Genomic DNA, 26674 nt, shown 5'->3' with positions numbered 1-26674 from the left:
TGCCGCCGGGTTGGCACGCACGGTGCAACAGGCCTGCGTCATTATTCAGGGAGCACGGCACATGACCCAGCAAGAATCCGGCAACGATTACCCCCTCAGCGAAGTGCCTCTGCATGCGCGCAAGGGCCTGGCATCCACGGCCATGGTGCTGCTGGGGTTCACGTTTTTTACGGCAACCATGTTTGCCGGCGGCAAACTGGGAGTGGCCTTCAGTTTTACCGGCATGCTCGGCGTTGTGGCCCTGGGTAACCTGCTGCTGGGTATCTACGCCGCTGGCTTGGGTTACATCGCCTTCAAGAGCGGTTTGAACTCAGTGTTGATGGGGCGGTTCTGCTTCGGTGAAATCGGCAGCAAGCTCAGTGACCTGATCCTCGGGTTCACCCAGATCGGCTGGTACGCCTGGGGCACCGCGACTGCCGCCGTGGTGCTGGGCAAGTATTTCGAATTGAGCCAGGGCAGCGTGCTGGCCTTGATGGTGGTGTTTGGCCTGCTGTTCTGTGCCACAGCGTACGTGGGGTATCGCGGGCTGGAAATCCTGTCTTACATCGCGGTACCCGCCATGGGCATTCTGCTGTTGCTGTCGATGTGGGTCGCTACCGTCAAAATTGGCGGTTTGGATGGCTTGCTGGCGGTGGTGCCAAGCACCGAGCTGGATTTGTCCACGGCGATCACCCTGGTGTTCGGCACCTTTGTCAGCGGCGCGACCCAGGCCACCAACTGGACGCGGTTTTCCCGTTCGGCCAGGGTGGCGGTACTGGCCAGCCTGATCGGCTTTTTTATCGGCAACGGCCTGATGGTGTTGATCGGCGCCTATGGCGCCATCGTCTATCAGCAGCCCGATGTGGTGGAAGTCTTGTTGCTGCAGGGTTTTGCCATGGCGGCGATGGCCATGTTGCTGCTCAATATCTGGAGCACCCAGGACAACACCATCTATAACTTCGCCGTCGCCGGTTGCAACCTGCTGCGCACCCGGCGACGCAAAACCGTGACCCTGGCCGGTGCGGTGATCGGCACCCTGCTCGCCTTGCTGGGCATGTACGACATGCTGGTGCCGTACCTGATTCTGCTGGGCACGGTGATCCCGCCGATTGGCGGGGTGATCATGGCCGACTTTTTCTACCGTTATCGCGGCCAGTACCCACGCCTGGCGCAGGCTCGCCTGCCCGCGTTCAACTGGCCAGGGCTGACGGCGTATGCGGTGGGCACGCTGCTGGCGTTCAACTCGCCATGGGTTGCGCCGCTGGTGGGGATCGCCGCCGCGTCGCTCACCTACATACTGCTCAGCGCCCTGCTGCGGGTGCGCCAACCGTTGGCTGACGCCCAGGCATGAGCCTGACCGCGGCCGGTGGTAACCTGACGGCCGCCTGATTGAATTTAGCCAAGAGGAACTTGCCCATGCACATCATCAATGCCCGCCTGCGCAACCGTGAAGGCCTGCATGATCTGCACCTGGAACATGGCCGGATCGCCAGCATCACCGCGCAAACAGCCGTACCGGCGTTAACCGCTGGCGACCTGGATGCCGCCGGCAACCTGGTGATCCCGCCCTTCGTCGAACCGCACATTCATCTGGACGCCACCCTCACCGCTGGCGAACCACGCTGGAACATGAGCGGCACCCTGTTCGAAGGCATCGAATGCTGGGGGGAACGCAAAGCCACCATCACTCAGGAAGACACCAAAAGCCGCGCCAAACAAACCATCCAGGCCCTCGCCGCCCACGGTATCCAGCATGTGCGCACCCACGTCGACGTGACCGACCCGGACCTCACTGCGCTCAAGGCCATGCTGCAAGTGCGTGAAGAAAGCCCGCACCTGATCGACCTGCAGATCGTGGCCTTTCCCCAGGAAGGCATTGAGTCTTTCCGCAATGGCCGTGAACTGATGGAAGAAGCCATTCGCCTGGGCGCCGACGTGATCGGCGGCATTCCACATTTCGAGTACACCCGCGATCAGGGGGTGAGCTCGGTGAAATTTCTGATGGACCTGGCCGAACGCACCGGCTGCCTGGTGGATGTGCATTGCGACGAAACCGACGACCCGCACTCCCGTTTTCTTGAAGTGCTGGCCGAAGAAGCCCGCAGCCGCGACATGGGCGCCCGTGTCACCGCCAGCCACACCACCGCCATGGGCTCTTACGACAACGCCTACTGCGCCAAACTGTTTCGCCTGCTGGGCCACTCGGGCATCAGCTTCGTCTCTTGCCCCACCGAAAGTATCCACCTGCAAGGCCGCTTTGACAGTTTCCCGAAACGCCGGGGTGTCACGCGCGTCAACGAACTGCTCGAAGCCGGCATGAATGTGTGTTTCGGCCAGGACTCCATCGTCGACCCCTGGTACCCGTTGGGCAACGGCAACATCCTGCGGGTACTGGAAGCCGGTCTGCACATCTGCCATATGCTCGGCTACCGCAACCTGCAGAGCGCCCTGGATTTGGTCACCGACAACAGCGCCCAGGCCATGGCACTTGGCGACCGGTACGGCCTGGTACCCGGTCGACCCGCCAACCTGCTGGTGCTCTCGGCAGACAGCGACTATGAGGTGATTCGCAGCCAGGGCCTGCCGCTGTATTCGATCCGCAACGGCAAGGTGCTGATGAAGCGCCAGCCGGCGCAGGTGGAATTTGTGTAACGCGTGGCGTTAGACAATCGAGTCGATGTCCAGAACGTGCGCTTTGCCCAGGTCGCTATGAATGGGTGGCGGGATACTGGCAACCTGGGACAGGGCTCGGTTTTCCCGGTGGGTGAACCAGCGCTTGAGGCCCAGTTGCAGGTCGGCGCCGTGCGCATGACTACCGTACACATCCCTTGCATCAAGGCGACGCCAGCGCAGGCTGGCCAGGCGCTCACGGCTGGTATGCAAGCGGTCGATCTCTGCGTTCAAGGCATCGTTATGCTCATGATTACGGTCATTGGCCGGGCGCAAGCCCTTCAGCTCACTGCGTTTGGCTCTGAGCTGCCTGCGCATGTCTTCTAACGCGCTATCAACCAATTCGAATTCCCTCGCGGTGACCATCGGCCCCTGGCTGTCCAGGGTTTGCTGCCAGCGCCGCAATGTCGCCCACGCCGCAGGAATATAGCTGGCGGTCATGAAGTGCTGATTGGCCTGCAATAGCTGCCTCAACAGGTTGCCGCGCTCGGGCATGTCGCCGTGCAGCTGCAATGCTCGATTGCACCCGGCCTCCTGGATCGACTCACAGCCGGGTTTCCACAACACCGAAGAACGCGTGCCATCGCCAAGTTCAATCGGCATAAAGTGCTGTTGTTCGCCATGATGCTTGTAGGCATTCCCACCGACGCGTACCAGGCCCGCCGCGAACAACAAGCCGCCGGCGGTGGGGGCGCTGAACAAGGTGACGGCGCCTGGCACCCATAGTTTGGCGGTGGTGTTCATCCAAGGCGCAGGGACACTGGGGACAGGGTCGTTGTGGTTGACGATTCGGTGGTGGACCAGGGCAGAGGCGCCTGCGGTGAACTCGGAATCTGCAGCGCGGGGGGCACCGTAGGTGTAGAGGAGGATGTTGTAGTTGGCGTCCGGGATTCGGCGCAGTGCTTCGGCGAGTAGTAAGGCAATCGCGCCGCCCAGGCTGTGGCCGCAGATGATAATTCGCTGCCCTATATAGAATTGGTCAAGGTATTGCACTACGAAACTGCGCATTGATCGGTATGCCTGATAAAAGCCCTCATGCGCCTTGCCGACGCCGTCAGCGAAAACAACTTGGTGGGCATTTGCATCCCGCAGCGCGTCGGCCTTGCTGAATGTGCCTCGCACAGATATCAGGACCACTTCGTCGTGGTGGGTGATAAAGGCCTGGGTGTCGGTACCGTCCTTTTCGTCATCGAAGAAGTGCAAGCGCGCAGGGTGTTCCTGCTCAGTTTTTAGTTCCGGGCGATTTTGCGGATACAACTCCGGATCGAAGGGCAGGATTTCGAAGCGTTTTGAATAAGGGACTTCTTCATAAAGCGGATAAAAGCGAAGCACTTGCTCCGGATCAATCCGCCAAGCTTCGTGATACGCCGACAGCTGCTCGGCGAACAGATTTCCGACGCTGGGATTATGCGGAAAGCGCACTTCATCCAAAGGGTTTACGGGTGGCTCTTGGCCGAAATCGCAATAACTCATCGCAGCAAACAACGCCAACTGATACAGGTTCAAGGCACAAAAGCTGTCTTGCGTGGACAGCATCGGTCGTAACGCTCGCAAAGGCCGAACCTCAAGGGCGGAGTGGCAGTTGGGGAACAGCACAATACCGGCCAAGATTGGCTCGGGCGGGCCGAATCCAAGTTCCGCCATCATTTTTAAAGCGTGGCGTTTTGGGCCATGTGCGCGTGGTTCTATCGGCGGCAAATGGGCAATATGACGCACCAAATCACGTACCTCGACTTGATAGAACCGGTCGGCTGTCTGCTGTATAGGATTACTCTCGGTTCGCCGGCCATGAGTACCGGAAAACCGCGTTTGTTCGGCTCGAAATTGAAGTTCCGTAATAGGGAGCGCATAAGTAGGCCGTCTCATTAACCGCTGATACGGCTGCTCCACGCCAGAATACAAATCATCGAGAAGAAGAATCACAGGACCACAATAAATATTCTTTAGCTCAGCAAAGCCTTCTCCGTTTAATCGACCCTCATATCCTTGTCCGGCACTGTCATAGACGGTGTATCGTAGGCCGCCATACGAAGACCCTGAACCGAGTTCATCAACCAAACAAAAACTTACCCAATGTCCTTGCAATGCACAGGCCGGTTTAATATCACTGAAAAAAAGTTGCTTCCGTGCATCCTGACTCATGAGCTTTCTCCTTGTTAATTACACGACGGGTAAACATCACAGATGCGGCCATCCGGCATTTTTATAGGTTTGAAGTGGGTCGTATCACCGTTGCAGAAAGCGTCCATATCTTCGAAACTTTTACCTCTGCACCGCTTCCATCCACCAGGAACAGCTACCCAGTTATCATCAAAAGCGGGCTGTTCCTCATCCGTCACAGTCAACACCATCCTGAGTGTTTTCCCTGGTAGCTCATCACGCTGCGCAGCGCCACCTGGTCGCGCGTTTTGCAGTTGCCCCGCGGCGTCTAGTGAACGGCAGTGCAAAATTTTCCTGATTCCATGAACAGGACCTATCGTCCGAAACCACCACTGACAGACCCCCTTTAGCTGCTGAACCCCTGACTCTGACATCCCGGGTGTATCCAGACGATCCCTGATGGAAATGTGAGCATAGTTCCCTCCAAAATCGGCATTACGCCTCCCCCACTTCGCAGTGAAGTCGAGCTCCACGCTGATCAATACCAACGGACATCCTTCCACCCTTTCACTCAATGGCAGCTCGTGACTCACCCGACTCGCTGAAGGCTTGTAGTCAGTAAAAAAGACTTTCCTCTCAGGCCTCTTGCCTCGACGTCGCGGCAACGTGCAGATTTCACCCGTCGCAGGTCGGTAATTAGCCGCCGTTTTAAGTTCAAACTCGGCCGGCAAATCCACCTCCAGCGTAAAACTGTCCGCCGCCCTCCCCGCACATCCTGTCAGCCACATCATTCCAACAGCCAGCAATGCACCTCCCAGCCACCGGCTCATACTTGAGGCCCCTCCTTGCGCCACTGCGCCAGCACACGCTCAAAATGTTGTGTCGGCGCCTCCCCGCCTAACGGTTGCCACCGAATGGCACTGCCCCGTGTCGCCTCTTCCAACCGTCGCACCACCAGGAACTCAAGCTGCTCAGGCGAACGCCATTGCCAGATACGGGCCTGCTCCAATACTTGAGCCAGCCAGATCCTCGGGTCCTGAAACTCAACCAAGGCAGCCAGGTCTTCACTGTGTTCAGTCAGCAGGTAGCGCAGGATGTTCGCCTGCAGAATGGTCGCGGCCTGGGGGTTGGGCGTCTGCAACCAGGGCGCAGTGTCGGGCACCGGATATTCACCCGGCGCGGGGTTTTCATGGCTGTGCCAACGGCCCTCATGCCAGTAGCACACGCTGATCAGCGGGCCCAGGTAGAGGGGCCATTGCGCTGCTGGCAGATACGCCAGTGCACGGGCCAGGGTGCGGTTGTCGTGGAAACGGTAAAGGGCCTTTTCGCCTTCTGGCCCGACCAGCAGCCGCTCACGCCAATGTCGGGTCACGGGGATCAGGTCATCGCTGGGTAAACTGCCCAGCCACCCGCGATTTGTCTCCGGGTTTTGCAGAGGATGGGCCAGCGCCGGCTCCCCCGGCTGTTCCAGGAGCAGGATCACCGGGCCCTTGCTCGCCAGTTCCGCTACCGCTGTTTCGGCATAGAACGGGCAATACTGCGAGAGGTCGCGCGCCGCCATGAGCGACTGGCAGTGCTCGTTGCCGGCGTCGAGTATCAGACACAAACGACGCCCCGCTTGCTGCTGCTGCGCCATCCATCGATAAGGCATGTCTGGCATCACGCAGCCCTCCCGGTGACATCGCACTGGCCTTCGCGGCAACGCTCGCATACCGGGCAAAAATCCGCGTCCAGCTGGCGCGCCATGTCCATGACAAGGCTCTGCACAACCGACACCCCAGGCGTAATCGAAACAGACGAAGGGCTGACTGACCTTGCGGCGGATGGCGCGCCACCGACAGTGATGGGTCGGCTGCTGAAAATCCCTCCGGCCTGGATCTGCAGATGCTCGCCGCCCGCCTTGAAACTCAACTGCGCGCCGGCATCGACTACAAGACTGGCCCCCGCCTTCAGGTGAATCTGCTGGCCGGCTTCGATCACCATGACCTGAGTCACCCGAGTGTGGCTATCGCCGTGCACGGCCAAGTGATCGCTTGCCTTGATCACAACGTTGCGGTCACCCGTAATGTGGCGTTGCTCACCGCTCTCAAGACGAACCGTGCTTAAACCTTGGATGATTTCACTGCGCTCACCCAACACTTGCAAACGGCTGTCGTGACCCACCTGCTGCTCCAGGTCGCGCTGGGCTCGCAGGTAGATAAGCTCCTCGCCCTGGCGGTCTTCAAGATGCAGCTCGTTGCCGCCCGCGCCGCCGGGAACGCTGCAGCTGCGTAGCACGCTTCGGGTCTTGTGCTGCGGCAGGGAATAGGCCGGCAGGTGCAACGCATTGTGCAGGCAGCCGTTGATCAATGGCTGGTCCGGGTCGCCCTCCAGGAAGGTCACCAGCACCTCCATGCCCACTCGCGGGATCATCATGGCGCCAAACCCGGCACCGGCCCAACCGGATGCAACCCTCACCCAACAGCTGCTTTTGTCATCGGTCCTGTCCAGGCGATCCCAATGAAACCGGACCTTCACCCGACCATAGGCATCGCAGTGCACCTCCTCACCCGCAGGCCCGGTGACAGTCGCTGTTTGGCTACCATTGATGGTCGGCTTGGGATGTTTGAGAGCAGGCCGATGCACCGCACGCCAAGGGGTTGCGGTGAAGCGGTTGCGATACCCGACAAAGGTGTCCGTATCGGCTATCGCTTCCTCCAGAACCTGTGGCTGATAGCCTTCGTGCCGCACCGAGGTGATCAACCACAAGTCGTTGCAGAGCGGATCCGGGTGGTCTTGCAGTTCAAGGAAATGGCCACTGCGCAACCGGGGCTGGTCACTCTTGCCTGACGCATGATGACGGTCGGATTGATGCCGCTCCAGGCTGCGACGCGCCAGTTGCGCCCCCCGTGCGCGACCGGTGAAACCGCCAGGGAAACGATAGTCTTCAAGGGCCGGTTCCGGTGCGCGGCCGGCGGCCTCCTGCAAACGCAGCGACGGGTGTTCGAAGTCATGGTCACGGCGCACCGTTCGCCAGCTACGGGTTTGCAGGCGTACATCGAAGCGCTGAACCCCCTTCGTTGCGCCCATCGGATCGGCTGTCGAGCAGTAGCGCTGGATTGGCAGGCGCTGAAACACTGTCTGGTCATCACCAAACACCAGCAAGTGGGAATCGGCGCTATGACGGAAGTGGTAATGGATGCCCTCTTCCTCGCACAGGCGCTGAATGAAGTGCAGATCGGTTTCCGCGTATTGCACGCAAAAGAGCCGAGGCGGATAAACCACCGGACCCAGCTCGAACGCGTAGGCATCTGCCAGGATGCCGTGTTGCTCAAGAACGCTGGCGATAATCTGCGGCACACTGCGCTGCTGGAACACCCGCTGGTCGCGACGGTGGGCAAGGCAGGCAAGGCGTGGCGCGAGCGTAAGACGATAACGGGTGAGCCGAGCCCCCGGGGCGTCACGGCCGATGGCGTAAACCAACCCGTGCAGGCCTTGATCCGCTTCGCCCAGATAGAGATACACCGGCTGATGAAGCAACGCCTCCAGGTCCAGGTCTGGGTTATCACTGACTAATTGCACCTGAATGAAATACGGTTGATCCAGGCACTCGCTGCCCTTGAAAGCAAGCACCTGCAAGTTGGCCGTGCACCCTGGAATCATTAGTTTGAAATGTGACGATACAAGAGCGTCAACCATTGGTTGTTACCCGCCATCAATAAATAACCCTTTGATAAAAGTTCTTCCCCGCTGACCGCTGAATGCGGGTCGAGAAAAAACGCCTGAGCGCTCTGAAGCTTAGCGATTTCAGGAAAAATTCGACCTTTCAAAAATAAAAAAGAAGATTCTTACGGCGAGAATGGAAGTGTCTTTTATGAAGTCATAAACGGCTTTGATAAACAAATAATCATCAACGGGAAAGTTCTTACTCCAGCACTTCCAAACAGAACTATTCAATAAGGAGTCAGCTGACACTCACTGCAATGTTGACGCCTCATGCCAGAGAATGCGCAGTCCCGAAAAGACTGACGCTCAACAAGGTTTCAGCTTCAACCTGCAGACGCACTGGCGCCGTGCCACCCGGCATCACCACGGCCACTTCCCCGGCACCTACCCAGCCTGCCCGCCACGCCGCGCAGGCCACCACTGCACTGGCACAGGGACGCCCGCTACCCACAGACGGAGCAAACGCGATCGACAGCGTTTATTCGCAAACGCCATCACGCACCACCCGCGAATCCCGAGGGAACCTGGCTCGCTCGACGAGGCCTGATGTGCAAGGATGTCGCGCAGGACATCGTTCGTTGAACGCAACACCAAGGACTATTCATGACTGCCATTCCCACTTCTGCCCCCGTGGTTCCAGGGCGGCTGGAGCAAATGTCGACCCGTATCGCTTTTTTCATCGCCGGCTTCGGCATCGCGGCCTGGGCGCCGCTGGTGCCGTACGCCAAGGCGCGTGCACAACTCAACGAAGGCACGCTGGGCCTGTTGCTGTTGTGCCTGGGGGTAGGATCGATCCTCGCCATGCCCGTTGCCGGAGTGTTGGCGTCGCGCTTTGGCTGCCGACGCGTGTTGAGCGCAGGCACCATCATGATCTGCCTGGCATTGCCGATGCTGGCCACCGTCAGTTCGATTCCGCTGCTGGTCGCGGGCTTGTTTCTGTTTGGCGCAGGGCTGGGTACCGTGGACTCGACGGTCAATCTGCAAGCGGTGATCGTGGAACGCGCCAGCGGCAAAACCATGATGTCGGGCTTTCACGGGCTGTTCAGCCTGGGTGGCATCGTCGGTGCGGCGGGCGTCTCCGGCTTGCTGGCGCTGGGTTTGTCGCCGTTGCAGGCGACGCTGGTGGTGATCGTTATCATGGTAGTGGCGCTGCTCAAGGCCGGTCCCCATTTGCTCCCCTATGGCAGTGAAAGCTCAGGGCCGGCGTTCGCCATTCCCCACGGCGTGGTGCTGTTTATCGGCTGCTTGTGTTTCATCGTTTTCCTGGCCGAAGGCGCGGTACTGGACTGGAGCGCGGTGTTCCTCAGTGCCGAGCGCGGGCTGGACGAAGCGTATGCAGGCCTGGGCTACGCGGCATTCGCCCTGACCATGACCGCCGGCCGCTTGACCGGTGACGTGATTGTGCGGCGCCTGGGCGCTACCCGGGTGATCGTGGCCGGTGGCTCGTTGGCGGCAGCCGGTGTGTTCCTGGCCACGCTGTCCCCGGCGTGGGAAATGGCGCTGCTGGGGTATGCGCTGGTGGGTGCCGGCTGCTCCAATATCGTCCCGGTGCTCTATACCGCCGTGGGCAAACAGAACGTAATGCCGGAACACATCGCCGTGCCCGCCATCACCACGCTGGGCTATGCAGGCATATTGGCCGGGCCGGCCGTGATCGGGTTCATTGCCCATGGCAGCAGCGTGGCCACCGCGTTCCTGCTGATCGGTGGGCTGCTGGCGGCGGTGGCGATCAGTGGGCGGATCGTGCGGGTCTAAAACGCTCTCGGGATGAGCGGCCTGATCATTCAGACCGCCCATGCACCCGCGACGCCCCTCAGTTACCTTTTTCTTTCTTATCGTTTTCCAGCCATCGGTCGATGCTGTAGTTCTTCAGCCAGCCATCACTGTTGTGGCCTCCGAAAATAGTGCTGCCGTTAGCCTTGTTGCTCCGAAGCGAAGCGAGCAACCCTGGCCGCTCGACAATGTTCTTGGCAATGTATACCTGTTGCTCGCTGTATTTTTTCCTCGGGAACCCAGTCGCCGGATCCCTTACGACATTGCCGCCCTTATCGGTTTCATCAGGGTCTTTGCTTATCTCTATAAGCGTGTCGGTTTTGACGTAGCGGTGCTTTTCGAAGAAGAAGCTGTAATCCTTGGATTCATCGCGCAACTGATCAAATATGCCCCGGAACGCTTGAACAACCTGTGAATCGGTTTTCGAATGGAAGGGGTCCGCGCTTTGCGTATTGGGGTTGGTGTTACCAACGACCAGCTCGGATGCCTTGGCCAGGCTTTGAGGGGTGATTTTACCGCCCTCTGCGAGCATCGCTTCGTTGAGCCGGGGACGATTGAGTATCTCTGTGGCCAACAGGATGATGCGTTCGCAGACGCTGCTTGCATGCACATTCTCAGCGGCGATTTGTTGCAATCCGCTCTGCGTCAAATGGCCGTTTTTCTTGAACTTGTCCAGCATGGAAAAGTGGTTATTCAGTTCGGTCGCCAGCAGATGGTCATCCGAACGGCTATACGGATTTCCCACCTTCGACATTCCGCCGTGCAAGCCTTGGCCGTCAAAGTGTCGGCTGGCGCCCATTGTCATCGAACTGCTGTGGGACACACTCGAGGTGCTGGCGAGCGGCTGCTGAACACCATTCGCCTTGTCGACTACGCTGAGCTGCGTGTAATCACCGCTGGCTGGCGCAGGTGCCTGATTCGCACCGGCAGACCAATGCTCCAGGTTAGGTAATCGAGAGCCCGAAGTATTTATACCGTTAGTCATATTCGTTCTTACCTTATTTAGATTGCACCACTTGAACCTCGAGTGCCCCATCTTCAAAAGCGCTCTAGCTGCCAGCGCGAGACGGGTGTCGAATATGTGGCAATCCAAAAAAATATGGTTCCGGCAAACCGTCAGCCTGCTCCGTTAAACCTTGAGCTCATGTAACCAGCCAGACGACGCCGTCAACGAAAAGGTCCGACGACTGTCACTGACGGCGTGACCATTTACCCCAGAGCATTCCCAGCAATGACAGCGCAGACCGAGGCGCCGATTCATCCTCAACGGCTCGCGAGCCCCTATCGAAGTCTTCGGTGGTAGGCGCCTTGAAACTGAACTTCGGCGACGACGTGAGGTTGAGCGCCTTTGCTTGAGATTTGCCTGGAGCTTGTAGCGCAGTTGCCGCAGCAGGCAGGCTTGCAACAGCGTACTGGGATTGAGTCTGGCGAGGTTCAAATGATGTCGAATTCATAGGCCATTACCTGTTCCCGTAAACGAAGGCATCCATGGGTAAGACCGATAGATGCTTCTTCGTGGTCAATACTTGTCAATGGTTCCGGCCTCACTGGGGAGGCGTTTTCCGGGCGGACGTTCACCAAACGATGCAACGGATTGATCAGGCCCTAGCGCAGAAGCCGGTACAGATCGCTCCGGGTGATTTTGCCGTCGCGCAGAAAGCCGAAGACATTGTCCATCGAGCCCTTCAGCTCCGAGCGCGCCATGATCTCTTTCGCCAGTTGGGTAATGTTGTCGGTTGCCTCATGGCCAACCAGTGGGCGCGAGGCGAGCTTTGCGAACGTGTTGATGTCGATGGCGTTTCGGTTGGCGCTCCACCACGGGCCTTTCAACGCGTTGAAGTTATTTAGGACATTCTGCGCAAGTTGCTTGTCGTCCTGAAGCTTCAGTGGGTTCGACGAGAGAATGAATTTGCTGATGTCGTCTTTAGACAGGGCGTTATCCAAAGCACCCGTGCCGTTGTTTCGATCAAGGGCTTGCATCAGCCCGGGGCGCTTGAGCAGTTCCCTGGCCAGCTTGATATTCGCATCGTGCTCCGCATTCCCGGTCAAGGGTTGACGTGCCATCCTGCTTATATGCTGTGGCGTGACGGTCGCTGCGTACCAGGGTTTGAACGCGTTGTATTTGTCCAGCAGGCCCTGAGCCAACACCTCGTTGCTTTGCTTGCCATATACGGGATCCGGCAGTGTTGGGTTGGGACGTGCGGGCGGGCCTGGGTTGCAGCACGGTTTGCACGAGTGCGCTGTGCTATTGAAAACCGGGCCGGACTGACTCGTCGACTGCACGAAACTCGGGCCCCTCGTCACCGCAGCCTTGGCTACCGCTGTGCGTTGTGCGTCAACACGGGTTTGCGGGAGGTTGTCAGTTGATGAGGCTAACGCTTGATTGGATGCGGATACCGACATGGGATGCTCCAGTTCTGATTTAGGGCGGTGCCTTGCTGCCGCAGACGTGCCGACGATAGAAGGATCGTGGCGCAGGTCTGCACCAGCAGGCCTTTGCTGTGTGGCAGCGCGACGGCAATAGGTTCCTCGACGTGTTGAAAACAGCCGAATACGGGTAGGAACGAAGTCTTGGTGGAATGAAGAGCGAACCGCGAAATTTACCCGCCCACCACACAACGCAAATCGCCGCTCACCCTGAGCAGGTGAGCGGCGATTGTCTGGATCAGGGCGCAGTCAGAACCCGACGCTGGCCTGTACGAAGACGGTACGCGGCTCACCCAGATACAACCCGGCATTGTTGTCGCTGGAGCGGGTGTAGTGCTGTTGATCGAAAAGGTTTTTTACACCGACGCCCAGTTTGAGATTCGACCATTGCGCACCGAAGTCATAGCCGCTGCGCAGGTTGACCGACACATAACCTGGGATATCACCGAACTGGCCATCAGCGGTGCCTTGGGTGATGTAACTGGTGCCAGTGCCTGGCGCACGCTGGCCGGACTGGGCGTAGACGTCCAGGTTGTGGGTCCAGCGATTGACCTCGTAGCGCAGGCCCAGGGTAGCCACTTCACGCGAATACAGGGGCAGGTCGCGGCCCTTGAAGGGCACGTCACCTTCAGAGGTGGCCTTGGTGTACGTGAAACCGGCGTTGGCAGTGAGGCCGTCCAGGCGTGGGTCAAGGTTGGACAGGTCGTAGTGGGCCGACGCCTCGAGACCGGCGTGCTTGGTGGCGCCCAGGTTGGTCCAGCCCACATCGTTGCTGACGTATTGCAGCTCATCCGAGAAGTCGATGTAGAACAACGTCACTTCGCCGCCCCAGACGCTGTCGTTGTAGCGTGTGCCAATCTCGTAGGTCTTGGCTTTTTCCGGATTCAGGCCGTTGGCGGTCTGGTTGCCGGTGCCGCCCTGCCCCAGCTGGAAATATTGCAGGCTACCGAAGGAAGTTTCGTAATTGGCAAACAGCTTCCACGCATCGGACACGTGGTACATCACGCTCAGGGCCGGCAGCGGTTCGTTGTTATGGACCTCGCGGCGTTTCTCTTCGGTGCGCCTGCCATTGAGGCCCACCACCGGGCGATCATGCCACTCGGTGCGAATATCTTCGAAGCGGATGCCCGGGGTGATGGTCCACCGGCCGATATCGATCTTGTTATCGATGTAGAACGCGTTGGCCTCGGTGCCTCCCGTGCGGTCCTGGTAGGCATGCCCATCGCTCTGCCCGCCCGGCGTCGGCACGTTATTGACCAGGTTCAGGCTGCTGGCCTGCTCATGCATGCCTTCCTTGAGATAGCGATAACCCACACTGACTTCCTGAGTGCTCGGGCCGATGTCGAACACATGGGAGACCCGTGGCTCGATGCCGAAGGTGTAATAGGTGCGCGGGTAGGAACTGAGGGTTTTCAGGTCCCGATTGGCGATGTTGCTGCCACGGAAACTGTCGGAGTAGTACGTCAGTACTTCGGCCTGGGTACGGTCGTCGATCTGCCGAATGTACTTGAAAGACACATCCTTGCGACGGCCGCTGAAATTGTCCCAGTCGCGCACCGACTGGTAGGGGTTGGCGTCGAACTGTTGCTGGGTCAGGCCGCCGGGCATGTCGGCGCTGGCGTCGTAGTAGTGGAAGTTGAGCGAGAAGTCGTCTTGGTCGGTCGGTGCCCAATGAGTCTTGAAAATGACGTCGTCGATGTCATTGGAATTGTTGCTGTTGCGATAGCCGTTGCCATTGACCCCGGAGTACAGCAGCGCGGCGCCGATGCCGTTGTCGGCGGTGCCGCCGATAAAGGCGTTCTCGACGTGCTTCCAGCCGCCGTGGGCGGAGGTCTGCAAGGTGGTGCCGACTTCACCGGAGAAGGTCTGCGGAATCGCGCGAGTCACGAAGTTGATCACACCACCGACGTTTTGTGGCCCATAACGTACCGAACCCGCACCGCGCACAACGTCGATGCTCTCCAGGTTGCCGGCGGAAATCGGTGCCATCGACAGCTGCGGCTGCCCGTATGGGGCGAACGCGGCCGGCACGCCGTCAATCAGCACGGTGGAGCGCGGTGACAGGCGCGACGTCAGGCCGCGTACACCGACGTTGAGGGAAATATCGCTGCCACCGGTGCCGTTGGCTTCCTGCACCTGCACGCCCGGTACACGGCGCAACACGTCACCGACGTTCATCGCGCCCTGCTCGACCATGGCTTCGCGGCGGATCACCGTGCGTGCGCCAGGGTGGTTCTGCACCACTTCGGCATTGGCATCGCCGAGCCAGTCGCCGACCACCTTGATATCGGTCACGCCCAGTTCAAGCGGCGAGCCGGCTTCACCGGTGCCGTTGCTCAGGGGACGCAGGGTCACGGAACCGGCGTCGATCTGGTAATCCAGCCCACTGCCCTGCAGCAATTGGCGCAGGGCTTGCTCGGGCGAGAGGTCGCCGTCCACCGACGGCGCTTGCTTGCCCGCGACCAGGTCGGGGCTGAAGAATACTTGCAGTGACGTTTGCTGCCCCAATTGGCTCAGCGCCGTGCCCAGGGGTTGGGCGCGAATATGGATGCCCTCGCCCGCGAATGCGGCAGGCAGCGCCGTGCTGACCGCAATGGCCAGGGCCAGAGGGGCCCAGCGGGAGATTTTATTGTTGTCGATGGCGAGTTTTTTCACGTCGAGCCGGGTCCTGTGATCGCAAGGGTGTGCGGCGGTTAATACAAACCAGTCGCAGTTGCAGAAGAAGACGAAGAACTCGAAAAAAACCTGAACCTCAGCGTGAAATAATTTCCTGGCTGCCATCCGGCAGCGTGCGCACGGCCACCGGCAGGATGTGCGGCAGGGCCTTGAGCAAGGCTTCGGTATCGCTGGTGTTGAACACGCTGGTCAGGCGCAGGTTACCCACCGATGCCGTGCCGACCCTCAGCGGCTGTTCGCGGTAGCGCGACACTTCCCGCGCCACGTCACTCAACGCGGCGTTGTTGAACACCAGTTTGCCGCTGCGCCAGGCCGTCAGTTCTGCAGGATTGACCGCATAAGCTGCCGCCACCCGGCCCTGGGGATCGACATGGGTGCCACGCCCGGCCGTCAGTGTCACCACCTGATCCGATACGCGCCCTTGCACCTTCACCGTACCGGCCTCGACCGCGACGCGGGTCTGTTCGTCGTCCCGGCGCACATCGAAGCGCGTACCGGTGACGGTCACCTGCCCTGCCCCGGCGGTGACCACGAAGGGTCGATCAAGAGCATGCTCGACATTGAACATCGCCTCGCCCTGCTTGAGCTCAACGCCGCGGTTGCCCTGTTCGTAGTGCACCGCCACCACGCTGCGGCTGTTGAGGTCAATCAACGAGCCATCGGGCAGGGTCACCTGGCGATGCTCACCCAGGCGCGTGGTGAACTCAGCGTTGTACGATTTCGTCTGGTTGAGCGTAAGGAACAATCCCAGGCCCAGCGCAACGGCGACCACGCTGGCAGCCAGTGCATAACGCAGCACGGCGCGGCGCAGGGGGCGCTCGATCGGCGCATCGCCGAGGGCCTGCAGCCGGACCTTGGGCAGCAGGTCCGCTGCGTTCCACAGACCTTGCAGCACATCGAACTCATATCGATGCTCAGGCCGCTGCGCGCGCCAGGCCTCGAAACGCTGACGTTCCTGCGCGCTCAGCTCGCCATCCTGCAGGCGCACGAACCATTGCGCGGCCTCATCGCGGGCACGGGTATCCATCGTGGAAGGTCCTGTTTCAAGACGGCTCATGGTGCCAGCGCGTCCAGGCGGTCGCGCAAGTGCCGCAGGGTGCGGATCATATACTTTTCCACCATGTTTTTAGACAACCCCAGGCGCTCGGCGATTTCCTGCTGGGTAAGGCCTTCGATCTTCTGCCAGATAAAGATCCTGCGGCAATTGAGCGGCAACTCGGCCAGGGCCCGCTCGATGGAGTCCGCCAACTGGATCGCATGCATGTAATGCTCAGGGTCACCGCTGTGGGGCGAGCGCTGGTCAACGGCGTGCAGCGTCATCGCCTCGCGACGGTCTTCGCGGCGATAGGCATCGACCGCAATATTGCGTGCCGTCTGATGCAGATACGCCCGGGGTTGTTCAACTTCGCAGGGTTTGGACTCAAGCACCCGCACAAAGGTGTCGTGGGCCAGGTCTTCGGCCTGCTGACGATTTCTCAGGCGGCGCGTCCAGGTTCCGATCAACTCTTCGTAGTGTTGGAAAAAGCCTGTTCTGCGGGGCGGCTGCGGGATCATCGCGGGTGCACTGGGGAGGCGGGGCGTGAATAGTAATGCTTCCTATTAAGCGGAGCAATTGCTGGCCGTCGCTCAAATGAGCGATGAACTTGTACGCTGCCCCGCCAGTCAGCTGACTGAACTCACAAATCAAAGGTGGGCAGTCCATGCAGCTTTCGTTGGAACAACAAGTGGCCCTGGTCACCGGTGCCAGCTCCGGCATCGGCGCGGGTGCCGCCAAGGCGCTGGCCGAAGCCGGCGCGGCCGTGGTGCTTAACTACAATTCCCAGGCGGCACCGGCGCAAGCCCTCGCCGCGCAGATCAACGCCAACGGCGGACGGGCGATTGCCATCGGCGGCGATGTGTCGAAGGAGGCCGACGTCGAACGCCTGTTCGACCAGACCCTCGATGCCTTCGGCCACCTGGATATTCTGGTGGCCAACTCCGGCCTGCAAAAAGACGCCAACCTGGTCGACATGAGCCTTGACGACTGGAACACGGTGATCGGCGTCAACCTCACCGGCCAGTTCCTTTGCGCCCGCGCCGCCGTGCGCATTTTCAACCGTCAAGGTGTGCGTGAGGGCGTGTCGCGTGCTGCCGGCAAGATCATCCACATGAGCTCGGTGCACCAGCTGATTCCCTGGGCCGGGCATGTGAATTACGCGGCGTCCAAAGGCGGTGTGGAGATGCTGATGCGCACCCTCGCCCAGGAAGTCAGCGAGCAGCGCATCCGAATCAACGGGATTGCGCCGGGGGCGATCCGCACGGCAATCAACCGTGCGGCCACCGAAGGCGCGGCGCAAAAAGAGCTGCTCAAATTGATTCCCTACGGCCGGGTCGGCGATGTGGAAGACGTGGCGAACGCAGTGGTATGGCTGGCCAGCGACGCGTCCGACTATGTGGTCGGCAGCACATTGTTCATTGATGGCGGCATGAGCCTTTATCCGGAGTTTCGTGGCAATGGTTGATCTGAAGAACGAGCCACAAAGCCCCATTCACGCTCACGGCATCATCGGCGACATGCGCAGCGCGGCGCTGGTGAATGACCAGGGCAGCATCGACTTTTTCTGCTGGCCGGAATTCGACAGCCCGTCGATTTTCTGCGCATTGCTCGACACGCCTGAAGCGGGCACTTTCCAGCTCACGCCAGACCTGCCCAATGCGCGCCGCGAGCAGATCTACCTGCCCGACACCAATGTGCTGCAAACCCGCTGGCTCAGCGATACGGCGGTGGTGGAAATCACCGATTTGCTGGCGGTCAGCGAAGACGTCGACGACCTGCCGCTGTTGATCCGCCGCGTGCGGGTGGTCAGTGGCAAGGCGACCTTCCACCTGCGCTGCGCCGTGCGCCATGACTACGCCCGCGCCAAAACGCAGGTCCGTGCCTGCGAGGCGGGCGTATTGTTCAGCGCGCACGGCCAGCCTGGGCTGCGCCTGGCCGGCAGCCACCCGCTGACGCTGGACGAGAACGCCGCACTGGCCAGCTTCACCCTGGCCCAGGACGAAGGCGCCGAGTTCGTCCTCGGCGGCCAGGACGACCCACGGGTGACCAATGCCTGCACCGACCTCTACCTGGAACGCACCTTGAAGTTCTGGCGCAGCTGGATCGGCCAATCGAACTACCGCGGGCGCTGGCGCGAAATGGTCAACCGCTCGGCCTTGGCGCTCAAGCTGCTGACCTCGCGCAAACACGGCGCAATCATCGCCGCCGCCACCTTCGGCCTGCCGGAAAGCCCTGGCGGCGAACGCAACTGGGATTACCGCTACACCTGGATCCGCGACGCCTCGTTTACCGTCTACGCGTTCATGCGTCTGGGTTTCGTCGAGGAAGCCAATGCCTACATGCGCTGGCTCAAAGGTCGGGTCAGCGACTGCTGCGGCCAACCCACCAAGATCAATATCCTGTACGGCATCGACGGCCGCCAGGAACTGCCCGAGACCACACTGGACCATTTGAGCGGCCACGGTGGTGCCCAGCCGGTGCGTGTGGGCAATGAAGCGTTCAGCCAGATTCAGCTGGATATCTACGGCGAGCTGATGGACGCGGTTTACCTCGTCAATAAATACGGCGAAGCCATTTCCCACGAAGGCTGGAAACACACCGTGGAGGTGGTCGACCAGGTCTGCGAAATCTGGGACCAGAAAGACGTCGGCATCTGGGAGATGCGCGGCGAGCAGCACCACTTCCTGCACTCGCGCCTGATGTGCTGGGTCGCGCTGGACCGCGCCATCCGCCTGGCCTCCAAGCGCTCGTTACCGGCGCCGTTCGCGCGCTGGGACCAGACTCGCCAAGCGATTTATGCCGACATCTGGAGCAACTTCTGGAACGAAGAACGCGGGCATTTCGTGCAGCACATCGGCAGCACCGCCCTCGACGGCTCGATGCTGCTGATGCCGCTGGTGCGCTTCGTTGCCGCCACTGACCCGCGCTGGCTGTCGACACTGGTGGCCATCGAAAAAAGCCTGGTACGCGACGGCATGGTCTACCGTTACCGCAACGAAGGCAGCCAGATCGACGGACTGCCAGGCACCGAAGGCGCGTTTACCGCGTGTTCGTTCTGGTACGTCGAATGCCTGGCCCGCGCCGGCCAAGTGGAGAAGGCTCACCTGGAGTTCGAACAACTGCTGCGCTATGCCAACCCGCTGGGGCTGTATGCCGAAGAGTTCGACAGCCAGGCCCGACACCTGGGCAACACGCCCCAGGCATTGAGCCATCTGGCGTTGATCAGCGCTGCGACGTTTCTGGACCGTAAGCTCAGCGGTTCGAAAACGGTGTGGCAGCCATGATGTTAGCCAATGTGTCAGCAACGCTCAGGAGTCGACGATGACCGCCCTCGCCCCGCTGCTCTACGTGCGCACCTCCCTGCTCGATATCGCCTACGAAACCCACGGCCCGGTCGAGGGGGCGCCGGTGATTCTGCTGCACGGCTTTCCCTACGACCCGCGTGCGTACGATGAAATCGCTCCGGTCCTGGCCGAGCACGGCTACCGCGTACTGGTGCCGTACCTGCGCGGTTATGGCCCGACGCGGTTTATCAACGAGCAGGTCATGCGTTCCGGTCAGCAGGCCGCGCTGGGCAAGGACTTGCTGGACTTCATGGATGGGCTGTCGATCCCCTGCGCCACGCTGGCCGGTTATGACTGGGGCGGGCGCGCCGCGTGCATCGTGGCGGCGCTGTGGCCGGAACGGGTGCGCGGGCTGGTGACCGCAGACGGCTACAACATCCAGGACATCGCCCAGTCGCTCAAGCCGCGGGCGCCTGTGACAGAGCACCGCTTGTGGTACCAGTATTACTTTCACACCCAGCGCGGCGTGGATGGCTTGACCGCCAATCGGCGGGAGCTGTGCGAGCTGTTGTGGTCGCTGTGGTCACCGACCTGGGATCGTGGGCCGGACCTCTACGGGCAAACCGCGCCATCGTTCGATAACCCGGATTTTGTCGAGGTGGTGATTCACTCCTACCGCCATCGCTTCATGTATGCGCCGGGGGATCCCGCGCTGGAATTCATCGAGCACGCCTTGGCGCTGCAACCACCGATTGGCGTGCCGAGCATTTCGCTGTGCGGGGCCGATGACGGCGTGGGGCCGCCACCGGAAGAGGACGACGATGTCGACCACTTCAGCGCTTTTTATCGACGCCAGGTGCTACCCGGCGTTGGCCACAATATTCCTCAGGAAGCGCCGCAAGCCACCCTCGCCGCGCTGCTGGAATTGCTAGGCCGGTGAAAACCGCTCGCGATAGGCCTGAGGCGTCACCGACAGGGCCCGCAGGAAACTGCGGCGCAAGGTTTCTTCGCAGCCAAAGCCGCAGTGCACGGCGATGCGCTTGATCGGGGTTGTGCTGTCTGCCAGTTGCCGGCGTGCGCTTTCAACCCGAATCAACTCCACGGCCCGCGCCGGGGTCTGACCGGTTTCGGCACGGTAGTGGCGCACAAAGCTGCGCTCGCTCATGCCCGCCTGGGCGGCCAGGGTGGAGATACTCAGATCCAGCGACAGGTTCTCGGCGATCCAGGCGTGTAGTTCTGCAAAGCGGCTGTCGCTCTTTTGCAGGGACAAGGTCACGCTGAACTGCGACTGCCCGCCGGGACGCTTGAGAAACACAACCAGGTGCCGCGCAACTTCCAGGGCGACGGCGCGTCCCAGGTCCTCCTCCACCAGGGCCAGGCACAGGTCGATTCCGGCCGTCACACCGGCCGAGGTCCACAGCGCGCCTTGCTGGATAAAGATCGGGTTGGACTCCACCGTCAAGGCGGGGAACCGGCGCGCCAGTTCTTCACAGCGCGTCCAGTGCGTGACCACGCGGCAACCGTCGAGCAGGCCACTGGCGGCCAGCAGAAAAGCGCCGGTACACACCGAGGCCATGCGCCGGCTGTGCCGCGACTTTTCCCGCACCCAATGCACCAGCGCCGGGGCTTGGGCGGCATCGTAGACACCCCAGCCGCCCGCGATTACCAGGGTGTCGCACGGCTGCTCGACCGCGGGCAGCGGGTCGGCCACCAGCGCCAGCCCCGCAGACGTCATCACCGGTCTGGCCTGGTCAGCGATCACATTCACCGCATAGGGCAAGGGCAAACCGCGCTGGCGGGCCAGGTCATTGGCCGAAGCGAACACCTGCAGCGGCCCGGTGACGTCGAGCACCTGGGCATTATCGAAAGCGAGAACATGAACGATTCTGGGCATGATTGGCGTGATTTGTGGGCTCAATGGCGTATGCGCCAAAGCCTAGGCCCCTAAAGTGAAGCCGTCCACCCCTTTTATTGGAGCTTCATTCATGACCTTGCATATCGGCTTTGTGCTATTTCCCGGCATCCAGCAACTGGACCTTACCGGCCCCTATGACGTGCTCGGTTCACTGCCGGACGTGAAGCTGCACCTGGTGTGGCAGGACCTGGCGCCGGTCACCTCCAGCACCGGCCTGGTGTTCACGCCCACCATCACCTATGCCGACTGCCCGAACCTGGATGTGCTGTGCGTGCCCGGTGGTGCCGGTGTCGGCGCGTTGATGGAGGACCCGGCCACGCTGGACTTTCTCCGGGACCAGGCGCAAACCGTGCGCTACATGACCTCGGTGTGCACCGGTTCGCTGGTGTTGGGCGCGGCGGGTTTGCTGCGCGGTCGTAAGGCCACCACGCACTGGGCCTACCACGACCTGCTCGCGCCATTGGGCGCGATCCCGGTGCAAGCGCGTGTGGTGCGCGACGGCAACCTGTTTACCGGCGGCGGCATCACGGCGGGGATCGACTTTGCGCTGACCCTGGCAGCGGAGTTGTACAGCGAAGCGGCGGCGCAACTGGTGCAGTTGCAAATCGAATATGCACCGGCGCCGCCCTTTGATGCGGGCCGGCCACAAACGGCACCGGCGCATGTGCTGGCCGAAGCCAACAAACGCACGGCGCAATCGCGCAAGGTGCGTGGCGAGATCACCGCACGGGCAGCGGCCCGATTGGGTTGATCTAATCCCGTCGATGATCATTCCCACGCTCTGCGTGGGAATGCCCCCTGGGACGCTCGGCGTCCCGCCACCCCCTCACACAGATGACGCAGAGCGTCACGGACCGCATTCCTGCGCCGCAGCGTGGGAACGATCTTACCAGCTGTGCATACGTCCGCCGCTTCAAGCATTTAGCCCCTCAGCGTCCCCTCTTACCGCCCCCCCGCCAAAAAACCTTTTCCCCTCAAACAGGAAAATTCTGACATTTGTTCCTACACTCCAAATCACATCCCACCGCCGGGTGACAGAACAAGGAACGTCAACAAAATGGCACACAAAACTCAAATTAACATGCCTATAATGCAACCTTCGCAAAATGGTCAACTTATTGACTAAGCCACAAAGGGAACCTCCTTTAGCCACTAGCCCCGCAAAACTTCCTTCATTTGGATGGTTTCACTTGGATGGATGGTTGCGTTTTAACCAGATGTAGCGCGATGCCTGCTCAATTGAGCGGCCGCAGAGCGAACTTGGTGTGCAATGAGGGATGTTTGTATGCGCGAGAAGTCATCAGTTGTCAGTTTGTTTCTGACCAGGGCCGGCTTTGTTGAGTTTTTTGTTGTTTTTGTCAAGTTGGTCCATGGACTGACCGCCATTTTGCCACCGCTGGTCCTGGCGATTTTCCTCGACCCGATGGACCCTGAGATGCGCTCGCACTTTCTGGGGCTGCTGCTGTTTTTCGCGGTCTTGACGGTTATTCTGTTCCAGGCCCTGGGCATCTATTCCGAAGAGCTGTTCAGCAACCGCTTGCGCCTGCGCGCCAATATCGTGGCCTGGTCGTCGGCGTTCTGCATCCTGCTGTTCATGTACCAGATCCTGCAGGTGTTCCCGCAGTTGAACCCGCGCAATCTGGTGGTGTGGTACTTCGCCAGCCTTGGGCTGTTCTGCCTTGAACGCCTGGTGATGCTGCGCCTGTACCGCAACCTGATGCGCAAGGGCAAATTCCTGCAACGCACAGTGATCCTGGGTTTCACCGACACGGCCGTGCACGTCGCCGACCACCTGCAACGCAATGGCGATATACGCTCCGGTCTCATTGGCTTCATCGACGACCGCACCGAACGCATTCCCAAGGAACTGAGCAGCCTGCCCTTGCTGGGCAATACCCGTGACCTGGAAAAGCTGATCCGCGCCGAGCAGGTCAACCAAGTGATGATCTGCCTGCCCTGGGCCGCCGAGCAGCGCATCCACGGGTTGGTCAATCGCCTGCGGCAGATGTCGGTGAACGTGATGCTGGTGCCGGACATGGCCGCCCTGCGCTACGGCCACAGCCGCATCACCGATGTGGGCGGCATCCTGATGTTCAACACCTCGCAGTTACCGCTGCGCGGCTGGTCGCCCTTTATCAAACGCTGCGAAGACCTGCTGCTGGCCAGCATCACGCTGGTGGTGCTGTCGCCGGTGATGCTGTTGACGGCCATCGCCATCAAGCTCGACTCCAAAGGCCCGGTGCTGTTTCGCCAGAACCGCTATGGCTACAACGACAATGAAATCCGCGTGTTCAAGTTCCGTTCGATGTTCACCGACCAGAGCGACTTTACCGCCGAGCGCCAGACCACCCGCGAGGACCCGCGCATCACCCGCGTCGGGCGCATCATCCGCAAAACCAGCATCGACGAGCTGCCGCAGTTGTTCAACGTCCTGCAGGGCAACATGTCCATGGTCGGCCCACGCCCCCACGCCACGGCAACCAAGGCGGCGGGCGTTCCTTTCGAAGTGGCGGTCAGCGAATACAGCTCTCGGCACCGGGTCAAGCCAGGCATCACCGGCTGGGCGCAAATCAACGGCTACCGGGGCGAAACCGACACCCTGTTCAAAATCCAGAAACGCGTCGAGTACGACCTGGAGTACATCTCCAAATGGTCGGTGTGGTTTGACTTGTACATCGTTTTCATGACGGTCCCGGCCGTCCTTTCCACCAAGGAAGTCTATTGATGAATACCCTCAACGGATTAATTCCCTGCATCATTTCCGGTGGTTCGGGCACACGCTTGTGGCCGGTATCGCGGCAGAACATGCCCAAGCCGTTCATGCGCATGCGCGACGGCCAGAGCCTGCTGCAGAAAACCTTTCAGCGCGCCGCCCGCCTGCCTGGTGTAGAGAACGTACTCACGGTGACCAACCGCGACCTGCTGTTTCGCACCCTGGATGACTACCGTGGGGTCAACAAGGCCCACCTGCCCCTGGATCTGCTGCTTGAGCCCTTCGGGCGCAACACCGCAGCGGCGATTGCCGTGGCGGCGCTGCATGTGCAGGAGCATTTCGGTGGCGACGCGCAGCTGCTGGTGATGCCCGCCGACCACCTGGTGCTCAATGAAACCGCATTTGCCGACGCCGTCGCGCAGGCCCGCGACCTGGCCGAAGCGGGCTACCTGGTGACTTTCGGCATTCAGCCCGACCACCCGGAGACCGGTTTTGGCTATATCGAAAAAGGCGAAGCGCTGCGCCTGGGCAACCGCGTCAAACGCTTTGTCGAAAAGCCCGACCTGGCCACCGCGCAAGCCTACCTCGACGGCGGCAAACACCTGTGGAACGCGGGCATGTTCTGCTTCAAGGCCAGCACACTGGTGGATGAACTGGGCACCCATGCGCCCGACGTGCTGATCGCTGCACGTGCGGCCCTTGAACACAGCCAGCTCCTGCAGAACAAAACCTCGCGCCAGCGCGAACTGGACAGTGACGCATTCGGCAGCGCGCCGGACATTTCCATTGACGTGGCGCTGATGGAGAAATCCAGCCAAGTGGCCGTGGTGCCGTGCGACATCGGCTGGAGCGATATCGGTTCCTGGGAAGCCCTGCGCCAGCTCACGCCCAGCGATGCCCAGGGCAACCAGGTCAATGGCGAAGCGATTTTGCATGACGTGCACAACTGCTACATCGACTCGCCCAAGCGCGTACTCGGTGCCGTCGGCGTGCGTGACCTGATCATTGTCGACACGCCCGACGCGCTGCTGATCGCCGACGCGCACCGCAGCCAGGACGTGCGCTACATCGTGGCCGAACTCAAGCGCCAGAACCATCCGGCCTTCAGCCTGCACCGAACCGTCACCCGGCCGTGGGGCACCTACACCGTGCTGGAGGAAAGCAGCCGCTTCAAGATCAAGCGCATCGTGGTCAAGCCCCAGGCGTCGCTGTCGCTGCAAATGCACCATCACCGCAGCGAACATTGGGTGGTGGTCAGCGGCGCGGCGCAGATCACCAACGGCGAGCGCGAATTCCTGATCAACGCCAACGAATCCACCTATATACCGGCCGGGCACAAACACCGCCTGACCAACCCCGGCATCATCGACCTGGTGATGATCGAGGTGCAGAGCGGCGAGTACCTGGGCGAAGACGATATCGTGCGTTTCGATGACATCTATGGGCGTGCGCCTGCCGAAGTGAAGAAGTGACATGCGCACCTCACTGATCATTCCGACGCGCAATGCATCCAGCCATCTGGCGCGGCTGCTGCCTGCGCTGAAGATGCAAACCCTGCAACCGGACGAGATGCTGGTGGTCGACAGCGCGTCCAGCGATGACACCGTGGCGCGCTTTCGCGACTACGGCGCACGGGTCGAGGTGATCGACGCCCGCACCTTCAACCACGGCGGCACGCGGCGCTGGGCCAGTGAACAGGTGAGCGGCGATGCCCTGATCGTGATGACCCAGGACGCCATTCCCGCCACCCCCGAGACCTTCGCCAACCTGATCGCCGAATTGCAGCAGGATCCGCTCAATGGCGTGGCCTATGGCCGTCAGCTGCCGCACCCGGATGCCGGTGTGCTGGGCGCACAGTCCCGACACTTCAATTACCCGGCCCAAAGCCGCAGCAAGCGCCTGGCCGATGCGCCGGAACTGGGGATCAAGACCTGTTTCAGCTCCGACTCGTTTTCCGCCTACCGGCGCAGCGCCCTGCACGCCGTGGGTGGCTTTCCCGCCGACGTGATCGGCAGCGAAGACGCTTACGTCGCGGCACGCATGCTGATCGAAGGCTACACCGTGCGCTACGCCGCCTCCGCGCAGGTGTACCACTCCCACGATTACCGGCTCATGGATGAGTTTCACCGTTACTTCGACATTGGCGTGTTCTACGGTCGCGAACCGTGGATACGCCAGGCCTTTGGCGATGCCGGCGGTGAAGGTAAACGCTATGTACTGGCTGAACTCGCGGCGTTGCGCGCAGCCGGTGCATTGCACCGCGTACCCGAAGTACTGGTGCGCAGCGCGTTCAAGTTGCTCGGCTATCGGCTGGGCCATCAGGAACGTCGGCTACCCCTCGCCCTCAAGCGGCGCATCAGCATGTTCCCCGGTTATTGGAGGTGAGCATCATGACC

At 60.8% G+C, this 26674-nt stretch carries 20 protein-coding genes and 1 pseudogene; 10 read left to right on the top strand and 11 right to left on the bottom strand.

Annotated features, from left to right (window positions below):
• Positions 1 to 61: 61 nt before the first annotated feature.
• Together codB and codA are read left to right on the top strand one after the other, a co-directional pair.
• Positions 62 to 1330, top strand: a complete 1269-nt coding sequence (codB, locus tag SC318_RS09525) for a cytosine permease (RefSeq protein ID WP_320430560.1) — start codon at positions 62 to 64, stop codon at positions 1328 to 1330.
• Between the two features lie 65 nt (positions 1331 to 1395).
• Positions 1396 to 2631, top strand: coding sequence for a cytosine deaminase (codA, locus tag SC318_RS09520; RefSeq protein WP_320430559.1), 1236 nt, complete (start codon positions 1396 to 1398; stop codon positions 2629 to 2631).
• A 9-nt stretch (positions 2632 to 2640) separates the two neighbouring features.
• Here the strand turns inward: codA and SC318_RS09515 are convergent, their stop codons facing one another.
• The 5 genes and pseudogenes from SC318_RS09515 to SC318_RS09495 all read right to left on the bottom strand — a co-directional run.
• Positions 2641 to 4791 carry a lipase family protein gene (locus tag SC318_RS09515; RefSeq protein ID WP_320430558.1) on the bottom strand — a complete coding sequence of 717 codons (2151 nt, stop codon included), beginning with the start codon at positions 4789 to 4791 and terminating at the stop codon, positions 2641 to 2643.
• 14 nt (positions 4792 to 4805) lie between these two features.
• A complete protein-coding gene (locus tag SC318_RS09510; protein ID WP_320430557.1) occupies positions 4806 to 5579 on the bottom strand; it encodes a hypothetical protein in 774 nt (257 codons plus the stop codon).
• Positions 5576 to 6409, bottom strand: coding sequence for a DUF4123 domain-containing protein (locus tag SC318_RS09505; RefSeq protein ID WP_320430556.1), 834 nt, complete (start codon positions 6407 to 6409; stop codon positions 5576 to 5578). Before SC318_RS09505 ends, SC318_RS09510 begins: the two co-directional genes overlap by 4 nt.
• Positions 6409 to 8427 (bottom strand): type VI secretion system Vgr family protein, encoded by a 2019-nt coding sequence (locus tag SC318_RS09500; protein WP_320430554.1) that lies wholly within the window; start codon positions 8425 to 8427, stop codon positions 6409 to 6411. Before SC318_RS09500 ends, SC318_RS09505 begins: the two co-directional genes overlap by 1 nt.
• A 295-nt stretch (positions 8428 to 8722) precedes the next feature.
• A pseudogene (locus tag SC318_RS09495) lies at positions 8723 to 8926 on the bottom strand (diaminopimelate epimerase); the annotation flags it as partial.
• Positions 8927 to 9057: 131 nt separating this feature from the next.
• Between SC318_RS09495 and SC318_RS09490 the strand changes: the two are divergent.
• Positions 9058 to 10209 (top strand): MFS transporter, encoded by a 1152-nt coding sequence (locus tag SC318_RS09490; RefSeq protein WP_320430553.1) that lies wholly within the window; start codon positions 9058 to 9060, stop codon positions 10207 to 10209.
• 58 nt (positions 10210 to 10267) lie between these two features.
• On the opposite strand, the gene SC318_RS09485 is transcribed toward SC318_RS09490, so the two are convergent.
• The 5 genes from SC318_RS09485 to SC318_RS09465 form a co-directional block, all read right to left on the bottom strand.
• Positions 10268 to 11212, bottom strand: a complete 945-nt coding sequence (locus SC318_RS09485) for a hypothetical protein (protein ID WP_320430552.1) — start codon at positions 11210 to 11212, stop codon at positions 10268 to 10270.
• Between the two features lie 620 nt (positions 11213 to 11832).
• Positions 11833 to 12630 (bottom strand): hypothetical protein, encoded by a 798-nt coding sequence (locus SC318_RS09480; RefSeq protein ID WP_320430551.1) that lies wholly within the window; start codon positions 12628 to 12630, stop codon positions 11833 to 11835.
• Positions 12631 to 12903: 273 nt separating this feature from the next.
• Entirely contained in the window at positions 12904 to 15309 is a 2406-nt protein-coding gene (locus SC318_RS09475; protein WP_320430550.1) for a TonB-dependent siderophore receptor, read from the bottom strand.
• A gap of 97 nt (positions 15310 to 15406) precedes the next feature.
• Complete coding sequence (locus SC318_RS09470; RefSeq protein WP_320430549.1) at positions 15407 to 16357, bottom strand: FecR family protein; 951 nt, start codon at positions 16355 to 16357, stop codon at positions 15407 to 15409.
• Positions 16358 to 16383: 26 nt separating this feature from the next.
• Positions 16384 to 16884: a sigma-70 family RNA polymerase sigma factor gene (locus SC318_RS09465; RefSeq protein ID WP_320430548.1), complete on the bottom strand. Its 501-nt coding sequence runs from the start codon at positions 16882 to 16884 to the stop codon at positions 16384 to 16386.
• A gap of 146 nt (positions 16885 to 17030) precedes the next feature.
• On the opposite strand from SC318_RS09465, the gene SC318_RS09460 reads away from it, so the two are divergent.
• The 3 genes from SC318_RS09460 to SC318_RS09450 are packed head-to-tail and all read left to right on the top strand — an operon-like array spanning position 17031 to position 20590.
• Entirely contained in the window at positions 17031 to 17831 is an 801-nt protein-coding gene (locus SC318_RS09460) for a glucose 1-dehydrogenase (RefSeq protein ID WP_320430547.1), read from the top strand.
• On the top strand, positions 17824 to 19650 hold the full coding sequence (locus SC318_RS09455) for a glycoside hydrolase family 15 protein (RefSeq protein WP_320430546.1): 1827 nt from the start codon (positions 17824 to 17826) through the stop codon (positions 19648 to 19650). The genes SC318_RS09460 and SC318_RS09455 overlap by 8 nt, the downstream gene beginning before the upstream one ends.
• Before the next feature lie 37 nt (positions 19651 to 19687).
• The gene (locus tag SC318_RS09450; protein ID WP_320430545.1) at positions 19688 to 20590 is read left to right on the top strand and encodes an alpha/beta fold hydrolase; all 903 of its coding nucleotides are present in this window, start codon (positions 19688 to 19690) and stop codon (positions 20588 to 20590) included.
• Here the strand turns inward: SC318_RS09450 and SC318_RS09445 are convergent.
• On the bottom strand, positions 20579 to 21544 hold the full coding sequence (locus SC318_RS09445; protein WP_320430544.1) for a GlxA family transcriptional regulator: 966 nt from the start codon (positions 21542 to 21544) through the stop codon (positions 20579 to 20581). The two genes, SC318_RS09450 and SC318_RS09445, sit on opposite strands and share 12 nt — an antisense overlap.
• A gap of 91 nt (positions 21545 to 21635) precedes the next feature.
• On the opposite strand from SC318_RS09445, the gene inhA reads away from it, so the two are divergent.
• The 4 genes from inhA (at position 21636) to SC318_RS09425 (ending at position 26663) form a co-directional block, all read left to right on the top strand.
• Entirely contained in the window at positions 21636 to 22316 is a 681-nt protein-coding gene (gene inhA, locus SC318_RS09440; protein ID WP_320430543.1) for an isonitrile hydratase, read from the top strand.
• Between the two features lie 534 nt (positions 22317 to 22850).
• Positions 22851 to 24290, top strand: coding sequence for an undecaprenyl-phosphate glucose phosphotransferase (locus tag SC318_RS09435; protein WP_320430542.1), 1440 nt, complete (start codon positions 22851 to 22853; stop codon positions 24288 to 24290).
• Entirely contained in the window at positions 24290 to 25750 is a 1461-nt protein-coding gene (locus SC318_RS09430) for a mannose-1-phosphate guanylyltransferase/mannose-6-phosphate isomerase (RefSeq protein ID WP_320430541.1), read from the top strand. Before SC318_RS09435 ends, SC318_RS09430 begins: the two co-directional genes overlap by 1 nt.
• Before the next feature lies 1 nt (position 25751).
• The gene (locus SC318_RS09425; RefSeq protein WP_306492402.1) at positions 25752 to 26663 is read left to right on the top strand and encodes a glycosyltransferase family 2 protein; all 912 of its coding nucleotides are present in this window, start codon (positions 25752 to 25754) and stop codon (positions 26661 to 26663) included.
• Positions 26664 to 26674: the final 11 nt, after the last annotated feature.

Origin of the sequence: Pseudomonas sp. MUP55, assembly GCF_034043515.1 — a bacterium.
Classification (GTDB): Bacteria; Pseudomonadota; Gammaproteobacteria; order Pseudomonadales; family Pseudomonadaceae; genus Aquipseudomonas.
This window is presented reverse-complemented; position numbering and strand designations above follow the sequence as displayed.

Excerpts from the sequence above, each read along its gene's own strand:
- SC318_RS09450 (WP_320430545.1), top strand. The coding sequence starts at position 19,688 with ATGACCGCCCTCGCCCCGCTGCTCTACGTGCGCACCTCCCTGCTCGAT.
- SC318_RS09500 (WP_320430554.1), bottom strand. The coding sequence starts at position 8,427 with ATGGTTGACGCTCTTGTATCGTCACATTTCAAACTAATGATTCCAGGG.
- SC318_RS09510 (WP_320430557.1), bottom strand. The coding sequence starts at position 5,579 with ATGAGCCGGTGGCTGGGAGGTGCATTGCTGGCTGTTGGAATGATGTGG.
- SC318_RS09480 (WP_320430551.1), bottom strand. The coding sequence starts at position 12,630 with ATGTCGGTATCCGCATCCAATCAAGCGTTAGCCTCATCAACTGACAAC.
- SC318_RS09515 (WP_320430558.1), bottom strand. The coding sequence starts at position 4,791 with ATGAGTCAGGATGCACGGAAGCAACTTTTTTTCAGTGATATTAAACCG.
- SC318_RS09425 (WP_306492402.1), top strand. The coding sequence starts at position 25,752 with ATGCGCACCTCACTGATCATTCCGACGCGCAATGCATCCAGCCATCTG.
- SC318_RS09470 (WP_320430549.1), bottom strand. The coding sequence starts at position 16,357 with ATGGATACCCGTGCCCGCGATGAGGCCGCGCAATGGTTCGTGCGCCTG.
- SC318_RS09485 (WP_320430552.1), bottom strand. The coding sequence starts at position 11,212 with ATGACTAACGGTATAAATACTTCGGGCTCTCGATTACCTAACCTGGAG.
- SC318_RS09465 (WP_320430548.1), bottom strand. The coding sequence starts at position 16,884 with ATGATCCCGCAGCCGCCCCGCAGAACAGGCTTTTTCCAACACTACGAA.
- SC318_RS09460 (WP_320430547.1), top strand. The coding sequence starts at position 17,031 with ATGCAGCTTTCGTTGGAACAACAAGTGGCCCTGGTCACCGGTGCCAGC.
- SC318_RS09445 (WP_320430544.1), bottom strand. The coding sequence starts at position 21,544 with ATGCCCAGAATCGTTCATGTTCTCGCTTTCGATAATGCCCAGGTGCTC.
- SC318_RS09435 (WP_320430542.1), top strand. The coding sequence starts at position 22,851 with ATGCGCGAGAAGTCATCAGTTGTCAGTTTGTTTCTGACCAGGGCCGGC.
- codA (WP_320430559.1), top strand. The coding sequence starts at position 1,396 with ATGCACATCATCAATGCCCGCCTGCGCAACCGTGAAGGCCTGCATGAT.
- SC318_RS09430 (WP_320430541.1), top strand. The coding sequence starts at position 24,290 with ATGAATACCCTCAACGGATTAATTCCCTGCATCATTTCCGGTGGTTCG.
- SC318_RS09505 (WP_320430556.1), bottom strand. The coding sequence starts at position 6,409 with ATGCCAGACATGCCTTATCGATGGATGGCGCAGCAGCAGCAAGCGGGG.
- SC318_RS09490 (WP_320430553.1), top strand. The coding sequence starts at position 9,058 with ATGACTGCCATTCCCACTTCTGCCCCCGTGGTTCCAGGGCGGCTGGAG.
- codB (WP_320430560.1), top strand. The coding sequence starts at position 62 with ATGACCCAGCAAGAATCCGGCAACGATTACCCCCTCAGCGAAGTGCCT.
- SC318_RS09455 (WP_320430546.1), top strand. The coding sequence starts at position 17,824 with ATGGTTGATCTGAAGAACGAGCCACAAAGCCCCATTCACGCTCACGGC.
- inhA (WP_320430543.1), top strand. The coding sequence starts at position 21,636 with ATGACCTTGCATATCGGCTTTGTGCTATTTCCCGGCATCCAGCAACTG.